This window comes from Flavobacterium rhizophilum (genome assembly GCF_046000485.1).
GTDB classification, from domain to species: Bacteria; Bacteroidota; Bacteroidia; order Flavobacteriales; family Flavobacteriaceae; genus Flavobacterium; species Flavobacterium rhizophilum.
In genome coordinates, this window is the sequence record NZ_JBELQB010000011.1 from 1 (window position 1) to 18,465 (window position 18,465).

The following is an 18,465-nucleotide window of genomic DNA, read 5'->3' on the forward strand; positions in this document are numbered from 1 at the left end:
ATCTGCTTCAGTTCCTGTGTTACCCGATGCAAGCCATATTTCATAAGCACTTAGCCCGTTAACTCCATCTATACCGTTAGTTCCGTCCGTACCCTCAAGTGAGGCTAAGAAGTCAGCTTCGGTTCCTGTGTTACCCGATGCAAGCCATATTTCATAAGCACTTAATCCGTTAACTCCGTTAGAACCGTTTGTTCCGGGTGCGCCTTGTGGACCTGTTAAATTATCTGTTGTAAATGATGTTCCGTCTGAAAATGATAATGTAAAAGTTCCATTACCATTATTAGTAGCAGAAGTGATACCAGTACCAGCTGGTCCTGCTGAACCTATTAAAGAAGTAAGAAATTCTCCCAGTGTCCCAGTATTACCGTCAGACAACCATAATTCGTAAGCACTTTGCCCATTTACACCATCAACTCCAACTAATGAAGTTAAAAAGTCTGTTATTGTTCCTGTATTACCTTCGGCTAACCATAGCTCATAAGCACTTTGTCCATTTACACCATCAATACCATTTGCTCCGGCTGCACCATCTGCTCCAACTAATGAAGTTAAAAAGTCGGTGATAGTCCCTGTATTACCTTCGGCTAACCATAGCTCATAAGCACTTTGTCCATTTACACCATCAACTCCATTTGCTCCGGCTGCACCATCGGCTCCAACTAATGAAGTTAAAAAGTCAGTGATAGTCCCTGTATTACCTTCGGCTAACCATAGCTCGTAAGCACTTTGCCCATTTACACCATCAACTCCATTTGCTCCGGCCGGAAGTGTTACTGTTACAGCTGTACCTTCCTCATTAGTATAAGTAACAGTTCCATCACCATTATCTACTAATGTAGTTACTGTTTCATATTGTGAAACAAAATCTGATATATTTATTACAGTAGTTTCTCCAAGCTCATTTGTAAAAGTTATTGTACCTGCACTAACATTAGCTACAATACTTGTTACTACCTGGTTATCCTGTATTATACCCGTAATATCGATATTGGTTTGGTTACCGTTTTCATCGGTGTATGTAATTGTTCCGTCCTCGTTCTTTACTAACGAAGTTAATGTCTCGGCATTTTGAACCAATGTAGGCAAATCAATTACAACCGGATTGTTATTCTCATCGGTATATGTAAGTGTATTTGTTACCTGATCGTAAACTAAAGTAGTAAGTGTTTGATTACCCGGAACATCTATAACCGTTACCACTCCACCTTCACTGGTGTAAGTATAGGTACCGTCGCCATTGTCTACAAGCGTAGTAATCGTTTCGTTAAAGATGTCAAGATTGGTTAAAATTCTGTTCCATTTATTATCATACCAATAATAGTAGCCCGGAATTACATCTGCTATTTGTGAAGTATTGTAAACTAAAAGGCTTGAAATGTTACCATTTGTTATGGTTGTGGCGTCTGTCGTATCTGTCAGGGAAACCTGCGGTATTAAAATACCTTTATCTTCAGATACTATTTCCAGTTGTGCGGAGGCATTTGGGCTGGAGGTACCTATACCTACCTGCGCATTTGCAGCTGCCGCTCCCAGTAACAAGACCAGGGCAGACAATAAGTTTTTCATCGTCATTAGTAATTAAATTTCTTTTTGGGTTTTTGATGTCTAAAAGTCTTTGGGGAAAACTTTTAAATATTTTACGGTATTTGTGGGGGCAATTTTGTAATTTACATCTTTTGTTTATAGATTTATATTAGACATATTTAACATTTCATTATATTCTAACATATAACAAAGCCTTAAATACTGCCTCATGTAAATTCCAATTTTTAATCACCCGGACGGGGTTGTCCTAACAAACCCACATCACCTCTTGCATCATGTTCTTTTTTGTTTCAAAAAACTGTAAAAAGCATTAATTGCTTGAATTATTTCTACAGATTTTTTACTCCTCAGGGGAAAAAATCAGGAACGGTTACTTTTTGGGGGCAGTTATCGTTCTCTGTTAATAAAAACTTAATTTCTAATGCAAATGTCTAATTTTAAATCGCATATGGTGTAAAAAATAATTGGAAAAATGTCTTTCCCAATTATTTGAACATAGACAAAACATAGAATTTAAGCTTTAAATAAAGTTTAATACTTAAATGACTATAATATTTACAAAACAATTACAATTTTGGATTATTTTTCTCTTAAATAGACACTCCATAAATTTTTGAAAACAAAAAATAATCGAGATAAGGCATATGCAAAAGAAACCGTTAAACAGAAAACAACATATTAAACAATTTATAGAAATTACTCCATTATAATTCATCAAATAGAGAAACTTAATATATCATCCCGTACAAAAACACAATAAAAAAGCCGAACCTATAAAACAAGATCCGGCTTAAAGATAAATATATGGAATGGTATTGGTGGTTCTTAAACTATGATACCTATTGTGTCATTCAGGCATTCACTAATCATAAACAAACAGAAAAGATTATTATTAATTAAAATAAACACTCTAAAAAACGTTATGCCACTCCTGCCTTCTTAGTATAATCTGACGGAGTACAGCCCATAATATTTTTAAAATGCCTGTTGAAAGAGACTTTCGAATTGAATCCGCTCTCAAAGGCCACTTCTTCCATTGTCATTTCATCTTCATTACTCTGAAGCAATCCACATGAATAACTAATGCGATATTTATTGATATATTGATTAAAGTTCTCTCCTATATAAACATTAAAGAGCTGAGTAAGATGATGCTTAGAAAGTTTCATTTTCTCGGCCAGTACTTCCAGAGATATATCATTATCCAGATATACTTTTTCATCATTAAAAAAGTGATGCAACTTTTCCTCATATACTTCAAACATACCTTCATTAAGCGCTGATTTAGCGTATTTTTTAGGGGAAGTTTTCAAAGAAACAACATTGTTATTATTATCAGAATTCTGATTTCCCCTGTTTATATCAATTACATTATTCGACATAAATTCAGGTTGTAAACTTAAATTTTCAGGTAATTCATTTTCTTCTTTTTTATTTTTTTCCTGATTAAAGTCGTCATTAGCCGATCGGATGTAAGCAATAAAACTATATACTTTGTACCTAAAAACTACTGCTACTAAAAACAAAGCAAGCAGATAAAAAATTGAACTGAAAATTATCGGATTCACTTTACCTGTATACAAAAATCCTTTAATCAGATAAACTGAAGAAACTGCACTTACAACTATTATAAAAACTGAAGAAAAATTTAAAAGCCTGCGAGCCAGAGGATCATTACCCCGTTCATATTTAGCTTTACTATTATTAAAAAGAACCCAAACAGAATAAGCCGTCATAGATACAAAAACCGAAAGAAATAGCAAAGTATTATAAATTGGTAAGTAATCACTTAATAAACTAAACTCATTTATAATAAAATAAGCCAGACAGAAAATAAAAGACGGAATGAAATGCACATAAACTGTTTTTCTCAAAAACAGACTATTTACCCTCGAGCTAACCGCATAATACTTAAACGGACCATATGCCAAAAAGAAAGGCACTGCCATAAAGGTATAATTACCTCCGGCATATATACTAACTAAAGCAAACAATGCCTGTAGTGATGTAAACACCAAAAAGGCATTACATATCCTGTCGAATAATAAAACCGACTTTATTTGCGATGCAATATAAAGTGTCGCTGCTGTTAGTACGAGCAGGCCAATTAATACTAATTCAATCATAACAAATAATCAATTTGTGCACGTATGCAGTTAAAAGATTACTCTGCTTATCTTATACAATTCAGTTAAAAAATCAGTTACATAATCAAAATTCTCCTGAAATAAATACACGAAAACTTCCCATAGTAATTAAACCAGGAAACAATCATGAATAAATCAGACTAAAACTAATCTACTTCTGTTTTGTAAAGTTTGTTATCAGATTGATGAGCATTATTGTAATTAAATGCCTTTAAAACTTTTTGGGGGGATTTTAAAAACATAGCATTAGTAAATTAATTTTTAGTTGTATTTTTATTTAATGGGGCGTTGCAAATCTATGTATTAAATTTATATCATTGCATAAAATTACATTTTTAGTTCTGTAGAATTATTTCTACAAACTAGGAATTGATCAAAAACATACAATAAATTTGGTTGATTTATAAATAAAATTCATAGCCCCCAAAATGAATTATTTTCAATCTTTTATCTTATTACTGCTATGCATTAGCTGTAATACTATTAGTGCGCAGGAGAAGTTCCTGCACACTTGGTATACAGCCGATAATAATAACCTTCCCCAAAATACGGTTAACTCCATAGTAAAAGATAAATACGGGTATATTTGGCTATCAACAGAAAATGGTATTGCCCGATATGACGGACAGACATTTGACATTTACAACTCAGAAAATATTCACGGTCTTATATCAAACAGAATGCGGTTTTTTAGTGGCATCCCAGAAAAAGACAGCATTTATTTATTGAATGAAACTCACCAGTTTTTACTGATAAACAACAGAAAAATAAAAAACCTCAACAAAAGAATATCTGAGCCTTACAAATCGGTTAAAGAGATTATCGAAAGTAATCACAACCCTGTATCGTCACTTTCATTCACAGAAGATAGTGAATACATAGACATCCAGGCTAATCAAAATTTATACATAATAGGTAACGACAGTATAAAATTATACAACAAACAAACAAGTACATCTGTAGAGATTGCTTACAAATACCCTGTTAACTCTCAATTCTTTACTATAAACTCATCACTTTACCTAGACACTAAAAATAGTAAAGCCATCGCTTTTGATTCAAACTTAAGAGCCAAACCTATAGAGTATGACAGGAAGTTCTCATCATCCTATTTTATATTCACAAACAATGTAGCAAGGCAATCATTTATATATCATAAAAAGAAACTTTATTATTTAAAACCAAATAACAAGTCTATAGAAACCATTTTGGTTTCTGAAGACTTTGATATACCTCATAATAATATCATATCGTTTCTATATGACGAGTTCTCTAAAAAACTATACCTGGGAAGTGCTAATAAAGGATTGCTTGAAGTAAGAAAAGTAGGTTTTAATCATATCATCCCATCGCTTCCACATACCATAGGAACAGATGGGGTGTATTATGCTCTTTCAGATATTGGGCAAAATAAAGTTTTAAGTAGTACAGGAGAAATATTTACTTCAAAAGGTTACAAAGAAATTACCGACATGGCAGGCTATTCAGACAAATACATGATGGTAGTTGATAATCATGGTGATGTTTGGACTAAGCACAGCAAAATACTGTATCGTTTTAAAAAAGATTCTGATTATAAAACTTTTGACAAATGGAAGCTCGATGTAAGCATTACAGCAATGACTAAGGCTCCCGACGGAAAAATATGGTTTGGCACTTTCTCTAAACCAAATGAAAAAGGCGGATACCTCTATTACATTGATCCAAAAGACAGGTATTGCCGCCCTACTGTTTACCTGAGAGTAAAAGAGGCTGCCGCGTCTATTAGCGTACCTAATAACACTACAATTTGGACAGGAACATGGAAAGGACTATGCAAGTATGATATAAAAAGTAAAAAATGTTACAAAATACCTGATTTTCCCAACTGCAATGTACGGGCACTATATATAGAACCCACCGGAGAAGTTTGGGCTTGTAGCTATGGTAAAGGTTTTTTCCTTTATAAACATAATAAGACCACGCAGTTTCCACCAGATAAAAACCAATATCTGTTAACCAGCCATTGTATAATAGAGGACAATAACGGTTTTTTTTGGATTACCACAAACAAAGGTATATTCCAGGTTAAGAAACAGGATTTATTAAACTATGCGGCAAAAGAATCCACCGGTATATATTATCATAGTTATAATAAAAACTCCGGTTTCCCTAACAATGAGTTTAATGGCGGATGCCAACCCTGCGGTGTATACCTTAAAAACCAAACTATATATTTCCCTTCGATGGAAGGTATTGTTTTTTTCAATCCGGATAACATATCCGCCATTGTACCCAAAAACCCTTTATATATAGATGAGATTATAGTAGACGACAAAACACTTCATACCTGTAAAGCAGTTGAGCTTAATCGTAATTTTGAACGATTGAATTTTACAGTGAGTAGTCCTTACTTTGGAGAATCCTATAATGAGAATATTGAGTTCATGCTGGAAGGTCCGGTTAATCAACAATGGACTGTACTAACCGAAAAAACAATATCCTTTTCCACCCTACCTCCGGGAGAATACATTCTAAAAACAAGAAAACTAACCGGGTTTGGCTCAAAATGGACTTATAAAAATGTAGCTTTCTCCATAAAACCGGCATTTTGGCAAACAACATGGTTCCAACTCTTTGCTCTTGCGCTAGGTATAGTACTTGTGTTACTTATTATTAAACTGCGTATAAAGTATATAAGATATAAAAATACCGTACTGGAAAGCAAGGTCATATTACAAACCGCACAGCTACAGGAAACAATATTAGCCCTTAGAAAAACAAAAGATGACCTGAGTAAACAGATTGATAACCATAAAAAGCTTATCAAGTCCATAACACATGATATAAAGAGTCCGCTCAAGTTCCTTTCCATCACCGGTAGGTACCTGTATAACAATATAGATACTAATCAGGACAGTTTAAAAGAGAACCTGCAGTCTATATATACCTCATCGTTCCAGCTTTATCACTTTGTAGATAACTTTTTGGAATATGCAAAGGAGACAAACATTAATAACGATGAGTCTACACCTTACTCCTTATACCAGTTAGCCGAAGAGAAAAAAGAGTTTTTCAGAAATATAGCACTTGCCCAAAAAACATATATTCACAATAAGATACCTCAATACTTTACAACTACCATAAACCGACATCTGTTATCTATAATACTGCATAATCTTATAGACAATGCTACAAAAAACACTACAGACGGGTCGGTTATAATAAGTTCGGTTACAGAAAAAAACGGATTAACCCTATCCATTGAAGACACTGGAAAAGGCATGACCAACAAGGAGCTTAAATACTACAATAAAATACTTCAGGGTAATTTTATGCAGGAAGAAACCTCAACTAAAGGAATGGGATTACCAATGGTTGCAGAGCTTGTTCATATTTTAGAAGGAAAAATAAACATTGCCCGCACCCATAAAGGCGGAACAAACATTACAATAAGCTTTACGGTTTAGGTCTGCTCCCGGTACATTTTAAACTTCTCTACCAGAGATACAACATTTGTTATACCCAGTTTGTCAAATATTCGGCTCTTATAGGTACTTACTGTAGACATTTTAATGTCTAGCCTGTTGGCAATTTCAAGGTTACCCTCTCCCTTTGCCAGCAAATCTGCAATTTCAAGTTCCCTGTTAGAAAGGCTGTCTAAAGGATTATCAGGCATTTTATTTATTACATTTTCAAAAATGCGTTCTTTTACTTTATTACTAAAGTATCTTCCGCCCTGTAATATCTCGGTTACGGCTTCTATTATTTTTTCCTCAGAGCTAAGCTTATTCAAATAGCCATCAACTCCTGCATGCAGGTACCTTAAAGCATATTGTTCTTCATCAAAAGCTGAGAACATCAAAATTTTTGTAGCAGGCTGTAAATCCTTAACCCTGCTAATCATTCCAACACTGTTGCCGCCGGGCAAATTAATATCAAGAAGAAGTAAATTAACAGATTGCTTCTTCAATTTTACTACAACTTCCTGAAAACTGTCTGCGTGATATATTTCAATGGTCTTGAACGCTTCCCTCAAAATCAATGCTACACCCTGCCTTACAACACTGTGGTCATCGGCTATCAATATATTCATACTATTTCTCGTTATACGGTGGGGATATAACTTTGTTTGATAAAAGTACTTAAAAAATAAAAAAAAATCATAAAAAGAAAATTAGACAATTTAGTTTTTAGTAAATTTTTAACTATAATTTGTTAAAGTATTCTTACAGGTCATACAATATTCACAAGTTTTAAACTAAATTTAACCTAAATCATTAAAAACAAGCCTGCATTTTTTCAAAGCCATACAGTTCATTATTAAGCGAATAATCTCCAAAAAACAACTGTAAAAAGATTCTATTTTTTTTTAGCTCATAATATTAATCACCTAAATCAATAAATTATGACAAAAAAATTAATCGCAGAATTCATTGGCACATTCTGGCTGGTACTTGGCGGTTGCGGAAGCGCCATACTTGCCTGTTCTTTCCCTGAACACGGAATAGGTTTTGTGGGCGTAGCCCTCGCCTTTGGTCTCACCGTTTTAACAATGGCTTTTGCTATTGGCCACATATCAGGCTGCCATTTAAACCCCGCAGTATCTATAGGCTTATGGGTAGGCGGCAGGTTTGATAAAAAAGAACTTATCCCTTACATTATTTCACAGGTATTGGGGGGCATACTTGCCGCTTATGTTTTATACACCATAGCATCGGGCAAGGAAGGCTTTATTGCTGGAGGTTTTGCTTCAAACGGCTATGGCGAGCATTCTCCGGGCGGCTACAGCCTACAGGCCGTACTACTATGTGAAATAGTAATGACTTTTATGTTCCTGATTATTATTTTAGGCTCTACTGATGAAAGGGCTCCTAAAGGACTTGCTCCAATAGCTATTGGACTCGGGCTAACCCTTATTCACCTTATAAGCATACCGGTAAGCAATACATCTGTAAACCCTGCAAGGAGCACTAGCCAGGTATTTTTTGCCGATGCCTGGGCATTAAGTCAGTTATGGGTATTTTGGGTAGCCCCTATAATAGGAGCTATACTCGCCGGGCTTGTTTACAAAAGTTTTTTCGGTAAAAATGAATAAAAACAGAATAAAATAAACACTTAAGGGATAAGCTATTGGTTTTATCCCTTTTATTTTTTAATATGCACGCATAAAAAATTTCCAAGCCAAATAATTTGTAACTTGGTAAAAAACTAATTCAGAATTAAATTATGAACTATACTAATAAAATGCTTCGTGACAATGCGCTTGAGGGTAAGGTTGTTGTTGTTACAGGAGGCGGAAGTGGCCTTGGTAAATCCATGACCAAATATTTTATGGAACTGGGAGCAAAAGTTGCCATCACCTCAAGAGATTTGGAAAAACTGCAAAACACAGCCAAAGAACTGGAGCAGGAAACCGGAGGCAAGTGCCTTGCTGTGCAATGTGATGTTCGCCATTATGAAGAGGTTGAAAATATGCTAAAAGTAATTTTAGACAATTACGGAAAAGTTGATGTACTGCTTAACAATGCTGCCGGTAACTTTATCTCACCTACCGAAAGGCTTTCGGCAAATGCATTTGATACCATTATTGATATTGTTCTTAAAGGATCTAAAAACTGTACACTTGCTTTTGGTAAGCACTGGATAGATACTAAACAGGAAAACACAACAATACTTAATATAGTAACCACTTACGCATGGACAGGATCGGCTTATGTAGTACCTAGTGCTACGGCAAAAGCAGGTGTTCTTGCAATGACCCGAAGCCTGGCTGTAGAGTGGGCAAAATATGGCATTAGAAGTAACGCTATAGCACCGGGACCATTCCCTACAAAAGGTGCCTGGGACAGATTATTACCCGGCGATTTAAAAGAAAAATTTGATCTGGCTAAAAAAGTTCCGCTTAAGCGTGTGGGAGACCATCAGGAACTGGCAAACCTTGCCGCCTATCTGGTTTCTGACTACTCTGCCTATGTAAACGGAGAAGTGATTACTATAGATGGTGGCGAATGGCTAAAAGGTGCCGGACAGTTTAACCTGCTTGAAGCAATCCCCGAAGAAATGTGGGATATGCTTGAAACAATGATTAAAGCCAAGAAAAATAAATAGTTACATTACTACATAAAAACAACGAAGCCCGAATATTAATTCGGGCTTAATTTTTTTACTCTATTTAGAATAGGTTTAAATAAAAACAATATATTTGCATCATTATTTTAAATCAATCTAAATAAAAGATATGAAACAATTATTACTCACCGCATCTTTAGTTTGTGCATCAATAATGGCAAATGCACAGTGTGATCCAACCGCTACATTATCAGAAAACTTCAACACATTCGAAAATTTACCTGAAAACTGTTGGTCAAGTCTATCAGACGGACCTATGATATATATAGATGGTGAAGAAGGCGAGAACTTTGTAACTTTTTATGCTTCAACATTTGTAGATACTGATGCCTATCTCATAACACCGGAACTTAACACCTTAAACGGCAACTACGAACTATCATTTGACACTCAAAGAGTAGTTATGGGGCCTCCGCCGGCACCGGGTACCGTTACCATCCAAATAGGTACATTAACCGATAATACCAATGCCGAAACATTTGTTGCCTTTGGTGAACCAATCACAGTTACAGACGAATATACTACTCACACTAATATAGCTATAACTGCAGCCGAAGGCAGCTATATAGCTTTCAAAATAAGCGGCGATACAGCACACAATGCTGCTTTTATAGACAATGTGGTATGGAGTGAAATCCCTAATACATGCGAAGCTGCTGATACTTTAGATGAAAACTTTAATGAATTTGAAATAACAGGTCCTGCAACAGATTTCCCTCAAAACTGTTGGTCAAAACTAACAACCAATACCATGGTTTATCTTGATGGTGAAGAAGGTGAAATAGCAGCTACTTTTTACACAGGTATGTCGATAAATGAAGCTGGTTATCTTATAACACCTGCACTTTCTACAATTGACGGAAACCATAAACTATCGTTTGATGCAGCTAAACTAACCGAGGCTAATGTAACTGTACAGATAGGTACAATGACAGATCCGGCAGATGCAGAAACCTTTACTGCTTTTGGAGATATTATTACTCTATCGGCAGATGTAACAACTTACAGTGATATTGTAATAAATGCTACAGAGGATACTTATATCGCTTTCCAGTTTATGGCAGATGCTGTTCACAACGCTGCAATTCTTGATAATGTAAAATGGGAAATAAACTGTGAAGCACAGGCAGGATTAGAAGAAGGCTTTGAAGATTTTATAGTTGCCGGCCCTACAGCTTCGTTCCCACAAAACTGCTGGAGCAGCTTAACTGATGGTACTTTTGTTTATATCGATCAGGATGAAGAAACACAAAACAAATTTGTTACTTACTACAGTATGATGTCTACCAACTCACCGGGATATCTTATCAGTCCGTCTATAATAGCAACTCAGGATGCTTATGGAGTAACTTTTAATTCGTATAAAGAAGGTGCCGGTAGCGTAACAGTTCAGCTAGGTACAATGACAAACCCTGCTGATACTGAAACTTTCACAGCAGTAGGTGAACCAATAGCTCTTACAGAAGAAAACCAAAACTATACTGTAGAATTTGCTCAGGGAAGCTTTGATGAGGAAACTCACCTTGTATTCATGATAAATACAGACACTGCTCACCATGCAGCTTTCATTGATAATGTTATGTTTACAAACCTTCTGGACAATGATGATTTTAACTTGTCAACAACAAACTTTAGCGTATACCCTAACCCGTCTTCAGATAAAAATGTAACGGTAAACTTCAGCTCTCAAAACACTGATGCAACCCAGGCAAACATAACCGTATATTCAATTACAGGAAGCATAATTTATAATACTGTTATTACAAACGGGCAACCACAACAAATAAATCTTTCTGCACTTAACTCCGGTTTATACTTAGTAAAGGTACAGGCAGGTAACTATACTGATACTAAAAAGCTTATCATTAAATAACAAGTCATCCAATTAGCCTTTCAGGAAAAGCCGATAATTAACTTTATCGGCTTTTCTGCATTATTACTGGAAACTCAGGGTAATAGCAAAACAAAAATTAATGTTAACAAATTCCACTTTCAAAAACCATAAATAATTGTATTTTTACGTTCTAAAATTATTAAACATTCATGGGTAAGATCATTGCTATTGCCAACCAGAAAGGTGGCGTAGGAAAAACGACAACTTCAGTAAACTTAGCCGCAGCGCTGGGTGTATTGGAAAAAAAAGTATTACTAATAGATGCTGACCCTCAGGCTAATGCCAGCTCCGGGCTTGGCATTGACGTAGAAACTGTAGAGAAAGGCACCTACCAGATACTGGAACATACCAATACTCCGGATGAGGCTACTATTGACTGTAATGCTCCTAATGTTTCGGTTATCCCGGCACACATAGACCTTGTGGCTATTGAAATTGAGCTTGTGGATAAAGAAAACAGAGAATACATGCTTAAAACTGCACTGGAAAGTGTAAAGGATAAGTATGATTATATACTGATAGACTGTGCCCCGTCTCTTGGGCTTTTAACACTTAACGCCCTAACGGCTGCAGACTCTGTGGTAATACCTATACAGTGTGAATATTTCGCCCTCGAAGGATTAGGCAAACTGCTTAATACCATTAAGAGTGTACAAAAAATACACAACCCTTCACTGGATATTGAAGGACTGTTACTTACCATGTATGATTCACGTTTAAGATTATCAAACCAAGTGGTTGAAGAGGTACAGAAACACTTCAACGATATGGTTTTCAATACCGTTATACAACGAAACGTGAAGCTTAGTGAAGCACCGAGTTTTGGCGAAAGCATCATTAACTATGACGCAACAAGTAAAGGTGCTATTAATTACATTCACCTTGCAGAAGAAATAATAAAGAAAAACACTAGTACAACAGTAGGTTCATGACAAAAGCAATTAAAAAACAAGCACTTGGAAGAGGATTATCGGCATTATTAAAAGATCCGGAAAACGACATCAAATCAGTTGAGGATAAAAATGCAGATAAAGTTGTTGGTAACATAATAGAGCTTGAAATTGATGCTATAGAGATTAATCCGTTCCAGCCAAGAACAAACTTTAACGAAGAAACGCTGCAGGAACTAAGCACCTCCATTAAGGAACTTGGTGTTATACAACCTATCACCGTTAGAAAACTGGAATACAATAAATACCAGCTTATATCGGGAGAGCGTCGTTTACGTGCTTCTAAACTGGCAGGCTTAACTACTATTCCTGCTTACATTCGCCTTGCAGACGACAATGAGTCGCTTGTTATGGCTCTTGTAGAGAATATACAGCGTCATGACCTTGACCCTATTGAGATTGCCCTTTCTTACCAAAGGCTTATAGATGAAATACAGCTTACTCAGGAACAAATGAGTGACCGTGTGGGTAAAAAGCGTTCTACAATCGCAAACTACCTTCGTTTATTAAAACTGGACCCTATAATCCAAACCGGTATTCGTGATGGTTTTATCTCTATGGGACACGGCCGTGCCATAATTAATATTGAAGATCAGGATGCTCAGGCAAACATTTACCAGAAAATCGTTAGCGGAAACCTTTCGGTTAGGGAAACAGAAGCCTTGGTTAAAGCTTATCAGGAAAGCCTGAAACCTGAAAATGAAAAAACTACGGTAAAAACAAACTCTTTTGCTGTAGAAGACGAGCAGAAAAATACAATCACTGAATTCTTTGGCGCAAAAGTTGATGTAAAGGTTGATGCAAAAGGAAAAGGTAAAATAACTATTCCTTTTCACTCGGAAGAAGATTTCAAAAGGATTATTAAACTTATCAAAAGTTAGTGAAAAACGCACTGTTCATATTTATCTTTTTAATTACTTCGGCTTCATTTGCACAGGAAACAGAGAACGACTCCCTGCAACTTACAATGAATACCGATGTTACTGTAAACAAACATGTTCATCAGGATCCCTTAGCACCGTCTAAAGCAGCGTTTTATTCGGCAGTACTTCCGGGACTGGGACAGGCTTACAATAAAAAATACTGGAAAATACCTATTGTATATGCTGCAATAGGTACTTCTCTTTATTACTACTCCTGGAACAACAAAAAATACCATGAGTACAGGGATGCCTATAAAACACTTCTGGCAGGCGGAACCGTAACAGGAGAGCTAGCCAACATTGGCGAAGACAGACTTATTAGAGCCCAAAAGTTTCATCAAAAAAACAGAGACCTCTCAATGCTCCTTGCATTGGGATTTTATGTTTTAAATATTGTTGAAGCCAATGTTAATGCCCACCTTATGCAATTTAATGTTAGCGACAACCTGTCGTTAAGACCACAACTGCAACAAAACCAAATTGATTACAAACATAACATGGGGCTAACCCTTAGTTACCAATTTTAATATATGAAAATTGCACTTTTAGGCTACGGAAAAATGGGAAAAGTAATCGAAAAGATTGCTTTGGAAAGAGGCCACGAAATTGTATTAAGAAAAACAAGAGACAATTCTTTTGACGGACTTGAAAATGCCGATGTAGCAATAGAATTCAGTATTCCTGATGCAGCCGTTGAAAATATTTCACAATGCCTTAATAAAAATGTACCTGTAATATCGGGCACAACAGGCTGGCTTGAAGAATATCACAACATAGTTAAGCTGTGTGAAGAAAAAAAGGGGGCCTTTATTTATGGCTCTAACTTTAGCCTTGGGGTTAATATTTTCTTTCAGTTAAACGAATACCTTGCTAAAATGATGAGCAAACTGGATCAGTATAAGGTTTCGATGGAAGAAATCCACCATACTCAAAAACTGGATGCTCCAAGCGGTACAGCCATCAGCTTAGCAAAAGGGATTATAGAAAACAGCAACTACTCCAGCTGGGCACTTAGTGATGCTAAACAGGATGAAATACTTATTGACGCCAAACGTATAGAGAATGTTCCGGGTACACATTCGGTATTCTATGATTCAGAGATTGACTCAATCGAAATTAAGCATACAGCACACAGTCGTGAAGGTTTTGCCTTAGGATCTGTAGTAGCTGCCGAATGGATAATTGGTAAACAGGGTGTCTTTACCATGAAAGATGTTTTAGATTTAAAGTAACATTTTTACCAAAAGACATACATATATAAAAAACAATTTAAAGATGACTTTACTACAGTGGTTTATTTTTTTCCTGGCAGTACAGGTAGTACATTACCTAGGAACCTGGAAACTTTACAAAAAAGCAGGTAGAAAAACATGGGAAGCTGCAGTTCCTGTATACAATGCAGTTATACTGATGAAAATAATAAGAAAACCGGTTTACTGGGCAGCTTTATTATTTATCCCCATTGTAAATCTTATTATGTTCCCTGTAGTATGGGTGCTTACATTAAAAAGCTTTGGTAAAAAATCATCATTAGATACCATTTTAGGGATTGTAACCTTAGGGTTTTATATTTATTACATAAACTATGCTGAAGATGTAAAATACATCACTAAAGAAGAATATGATGCCGAAAAGAAAAAAGAAAGTACTTTAGGCTCATTATTATTTGCCATTGTAGTTGCCACAATAGTACACACCTATGTGATGCAGCCGTTTACAATACCTACGGCTTCCCTTGAAAAAACATTACTTATTGGCGATTTTCTGTTTGTAAGCAAGTTTCATTATGGTGCCCGCACCCCAATGACTACAGTTGCACTACCTATGGTACATGACTCTGTTCCTGTAGTAAATACCAAGTCATATCTTAGCTGGCCTCAACTACCATCATTTAGGTTTCCTGGTTTTGAAAAGCCAGAGAAAAATGACATCGTTGTATTTAATTGGCCAACAGACAAAAGAACTGATGGCACTTACAAACCAATTGACAAAAAAACAAACTACGTTAAAAGGTGTGTAGGTACACCGGGAGACAGCCTTTCTATTAAAGACGGTGTTGTTTATATTGATAATAAAGAATTGATCCTCTCCAGCAGGGCTGATATACAGTACTCTTACATTATTAAAACAGATGGAACCATTTTAAATGATGCCTATCTTAAGCAAAAATTACACATTACTGATGAGTATGGCTTAGTTGGTAAAAACACTTATTTTTTTAGAGCCCTAACAAATAGCAGTGCCGAAACTATTAAAAGCTTAAACGGCATTATTTCTGTAGAACGCAATGTAGCCTCAGAAGCTGACCCTACAATATTCCCTACAACTAAGACTAAGTCCTGGAGTCAGGATAACATGGGACCTATTTATATCCCTGAAGCAGGAAAAACAGTATCCCTAACAAAAGAGACACTACCATTTTACGAAGATATCATCAAGGAATATGAAGGAAACAAACTTCAGGTTACAGGTAATGAAATCAGGATAAACGGAGAGATAGCCACCTCATACACCTTTAAGCAAAACTACTACTGGATGATGGGTGATAACCGTCATAACTCACTAGACAGCCGCTATTGGGGATTTGTACCGGAAGACCATATTGTTGGTAAGCCTGTATTTATCTGGATGAGCCTTGATCAAAACGTACCTTGGAAAAACTTTAGTAAAAAAGTACGTTGGGACAGAATGTTTACCACTGTAGGAGGTGAAGGCAAACCTGTTTCTTACTTTAAGTACTTCCTTATACTACTTGCCGGATGGTTTGTATTTGATTATTTCAGAAAGAAGAAGAAAAAAGCAACCAATTAATTTGATTTTTGTTTATTGGTTTATTTGATAGTTGATGTATACATATTCTTTTGAAAAATTAGAAGTATGGATAGAAGCTAAAGAGTTTACAAAAAAACTCTACAGCGTAACTAATAATTTTCCGGATTCTGAGAAATTCAGCTTGGTTTCACAATTAAGGAGAGCCTCGGTTTCTGTATGTTCAAATATTGCCGAAGGGTCTGCAAGAAATACAAACAAAGACAAAGCGCATTTTACTACAATGGCATTTGGATCAGCAGTTGAAGTTTTAAATCAAATAATAATATCATTTGAATTAGGTTTTATTAACAATAATGTATACCAAGAACTTAGGCTATTAATAGAAAGTATTACTAACAAATTAAATGCATTACGCAACTACCAAATAAACAAATAAGCGTATTCACAAACATACTTCCATAATGAGCATTTTAATACATCCTACCTATTTCCCTTCCATTAGTCATTTTGTTGCTATGACAAAAGCAGATAAAACGGTTTTTGAAGTTGAAGATAATTTCCAAAAGCAAACAAACAGGAACAGGATGTACATATACAGCCCTAATGGTATTCAGCTATTAAACATCCCCGTAAAACATAATACCGACAGCAAGCATCAAAAGTTTAAGGATGTTAAGATAGAACCTGCTTTTAACTGGCAAAAACAGCATTTTAAATCCCTTGAGGCCGCTTACCGTACTTCGCCCTTCTTCGAGTACTTTGAAGACGACATAAGGCCTGTATTTGAGAAAAAACACACATTCATGATGGATCTTAACTTCCGGATAATGGAAATCGTTACAAGTTGTCTTGGCATGGATTTCTCTTATGAAAAAACCATAGAGTATTTTCATGAGGTTGAAGACATACAGGATTTAAGATATCTTACCAATGGAAAAAAAGACCCTTCACAATTTGAAGCTTACACACAGGTTTTTGAGGAAAAACACGGCTTTATAAACAACCTGAGTATACTTGATCTTTTATTTAATGAAGGTCGTTATGCAATGGAGTACTTAAAAAATCAGGAGCTGTAAAATAATTACTCCTCACCCTCTTTTACAAAAGCCAGTCTTGATATTATAGGATAATGATCGGAATTTACAAACATATCATATGTTTTAAATTCTTTTACATGCAGTCTGTTATCTGTAAATATATAATCTATTCTTGCAGGGTAATATTTGTAGTTATACGACTTACCAAAACCACTACCTGCCTCTTCAAATGAATCTTTCAAATCTCCCCTTATGCTTCGGTAAACATAAGAAAAAGCGCTATTGTTAAGATCACCGCAAATAATCATAGGGTAATGACAGTCTTTTTTATGCTGCTGCAGTATTTCGGCCTGTAATTGTTGCTCTTTAAAGGCCCCACTTAAACGCCTGAATATGATTTTTGATTTCTCCTCATCAATTTTCTCATGAATATCCGGACTTATTTTTACCGACTGCAGGTGCATACTGTAAAACCTCAATGTATCTTTATCTTTTACTACGTCGGCATAGATAACACTATTACCAGTATTTGGAAAAGTAAGACTTCCGGTATCCAATATAGGGAACTTAGAAAAAAAGGCATGCTGGCTCTTACCTTTTTCTTTGTATATATAACGATACTCAAATTGTTTAAACAAATCGTCACCCCTTTTATTATACTCCTGAAGACAAACTACATCGGGCTTTCGTTCTTTAACGAAATTATCTATTTTTTGAGGTACAAGAGTATCATCAATCCATTCGTACAAATTGAACATCCTCACATTATAACTCATCACTACAAAATCATCAGGGGTAACTTCCTCTTTGTCCGAAGAGAATCTGTAAAGTTTACTAACAAAAGTAATTCCCAGTAGCAAAACCAAACCTGAAAGCAGCATCTGCCTTTTGGTTTGCAATAGCCAGTACATAAAAAAGAAGAAGTTAAGTACCAGCAGTAATGGCAATATTAAAGTAAAAACAGAAAGTAACGGAAATAACTTTGGCGCCAAAAAAGGCAGGACATAAGCCAAGAACGTCAACACGGTTAAAACCATGTTGATAAAATACATTAGCTTATTAAACCAGGAAAGGTTTTTCATGGGG

Annotated in this window: 14 protein-coding genes and 1 pseudogene; 11 read left to right on the plus strand and 4 right to left on the minus strand. The window is 35.6% G+C overall.

Annotation, left to right across the window (positions count from 1 at the left end; translation table 11 throughout):
- Together ABS768_RS13810 and ABS768_RS13815 are read right to left on the minus strand one after the other, a co-directional pair.
- Nucleotides 1-1,566: pseudogene (locus tag ABS768_RS13810) on the minus strand (hypothetical protein); the annotation flags it as partial.
- Between the two features lie 899 nt (nt 1,567-2,465).
- Nucleotides 2,466-3,671, minus strand: a complete 1,206-nt coding sequence (locus ABS768_RS13815; RefSeq protein ID WP_408075539.1) for a helix-turn-helix domain-containing protein — start codon at nt 3,669-3,671, stop codon at nt 2,466-2,468.
- A 449-nt stretch (nt 3,672-4,120) separates the two neighbouring features.
- On the opposite strand from ABS768_RS13815, the gene ABS768_RS13820 reads away from it, so the two are divergent.
- Entirely contained in the window at nt 4,121-7,141 is a 3,021-nt protein-coding gene (locus tag ABS768_RS13820) for an ATP-binding protein (RefSeq protein ID WP_408075540.1), read from the plus strand.
- Here ABS768_RS13820 and ABS768_RS13825 read toward each other — a convergent pair.
- Nucleotides 7,138-7,767, minus strand: a complete 630-nt coding sequence (locus tag ABS768_RS13825) for a response regulator (protein WP_408075541.1) — start codon at nt 7,765-7,767, stop codon at nt 7,138-7,140. The genes ABS768_RS13820 and ABS768_RS13825 overlap by 4 nt on opposite strands.
- A 312-nt stretch (nt 7,768-8,079) precedes the next feature.
- Between ABS768_RS13825 and aqpZ the strand changes: the two genes are divergently transcribed.
- From aqpZ to ABS768_RS13875, 10 genes are all read left to right on the plus strand, one after another.
- Nucleotides 8,080-8,769 carry an aquaporin Z gene (gene aqpZ, locus ABS768_RS13830; protein ID WP_408075542.1) on the plus strand — a complete coding sequence of 230 codons (690 nt, stop codon included), beginning with the start codon at nt 8,080-8,082 and terminating at the stop codon, nt 8,767-8,769.
- Nucleotides 8,770-8,900: 131 nt separating this feature from the next.
- Nucleotides 8,901-9,782 carry an SDR family oxidoreductase gene (locus tag ABS768_RS13835; RefSeq protein ID WP_408075543.1) on the plus strand — a complete coding sequence of 294 codons (882 nt, stop codon included), beginning with the start codon at nt 8,901-8,903 and terminating at the stop codon, nt 9,780-9,782.
- A gap of 130 nt (nt 9,783-9,912) precedes the next feature.
- Nucleotides 9,913-11,676, plus strand: a complete 1,764-nt coding sequence (locus ABS768_RS13840) for a T9SS type A sorting domain-containing protein (RefSeq protein WP_408075544.1) — start codon at nt 9,913-9,915, stop codon at nt 11,674-11,676.
- A gap of 170 nt (nt 11,677-11,846) precedes the next feature.
- Complete coding sequence (locus ABS768_RS13845) at nt 11,847-12,629, plus strand: ParA family protein (protein WP_408075545.1); 783 nt, start codon at nt 11,847-11,849, stop codon at nt 12,627-12,629.
- The gene (locus ABS768_RS13850; RefSeq protein WP_408075546.1) at nt 12,626-13,528 is read left to right on the plus strand and encodes a ParB/RepB/Spo0J family partition protein; all 903 of its coding nucleotides are present in this window, start codon (nt 12,626-12,628) and stop codon (nt 13,526-13,528) included. The genes ABS768_RS13845 and ABS768_RS13850 overlap by 4 nt, the downstream gene beginning before the upstream one ends.
- Entirely contained in the window at nt 13,528-14,097 is a 570-nt protein-coding gene (locus ABS768_RS13855) for a DUF5683 domain-containing protein (RefSeq protein WP_408075547.1), read from the plus strand. The genes ABS768_RS13850 and ABS768_RS13855 overlap by 1 nt, the downstream gene beginning before the upstream one ends.
- A 3-nt stretch (nt 14,098-14,100) precedes the next feature.
- Entirely contained in the window at nt 14,101-14,802 is a 702-nt protein-coding gene (dapB, locus tag ABS768_RS13860) for a 4-hydroxy-tetrahydrodipicolinate reductase (RefSeq protein ID WP_408075548.1), read from the plus strand.
- 43 nt (nt 14,803-14,845) lie between these two features.
- Nucleotides 14,846-16,381: a signal peptidase I gene (lepB, locus tag ABS768_RS13865; RefSeq protein WP_408075549.1), complete on the plus strand. Its 1,536-nt coding sequence runs from the start codon at nt 14,846-14,848 to the stop codon at nt 16,379-16,381.
- A gap of 34 nt (nt 16,382-16,415) precedes the next feature.
- Nucleotides 16,416-16,778 (plus strand): four helix bundle protein, encoded by a 363-nt coding sequence (locus ABS768_RS13870; RefSeq protein ID WP_408075550.1) that lies wholly within the window; start codon nt 16,416-16,418, stop codon nt 16,776-16,778.
- Between the two features lie 25 nt (nt 16,779-16,803).
- Nucleotides 16,804-17,418 carry a WbqC family protein gene (locus ABS768_RS13875; RefSeq protein WP_408075551.1) on the plus strand — a complete coding sequence of 205 codons (615 nt, stop codon included), beginning with the start codon at nt 16,804-16,806 and terminating at the stop codon, nt 17,416-17,418.
- A 5-nt stretch (nt 17,419-17,423) separates the two neighbouring features.
- On the opposite strand, the gene ABS768_RS13880 is transcribed toward ABS768_RS13875, so the two are convergent.
- Nucleotides 17,424-18,461, minus strand: coding sequence for an endonuclease/exonuclease/phosphatase family protein (locus ABS768_RS13880; protein ID WP_408075552.1), 1,038 nt, complete (start codon nt 18,459-18,461; stop codon nt 17,424-17,426).
- Nucleotides 18,462-18,465 lie beyond the last annotated feature (4 nt).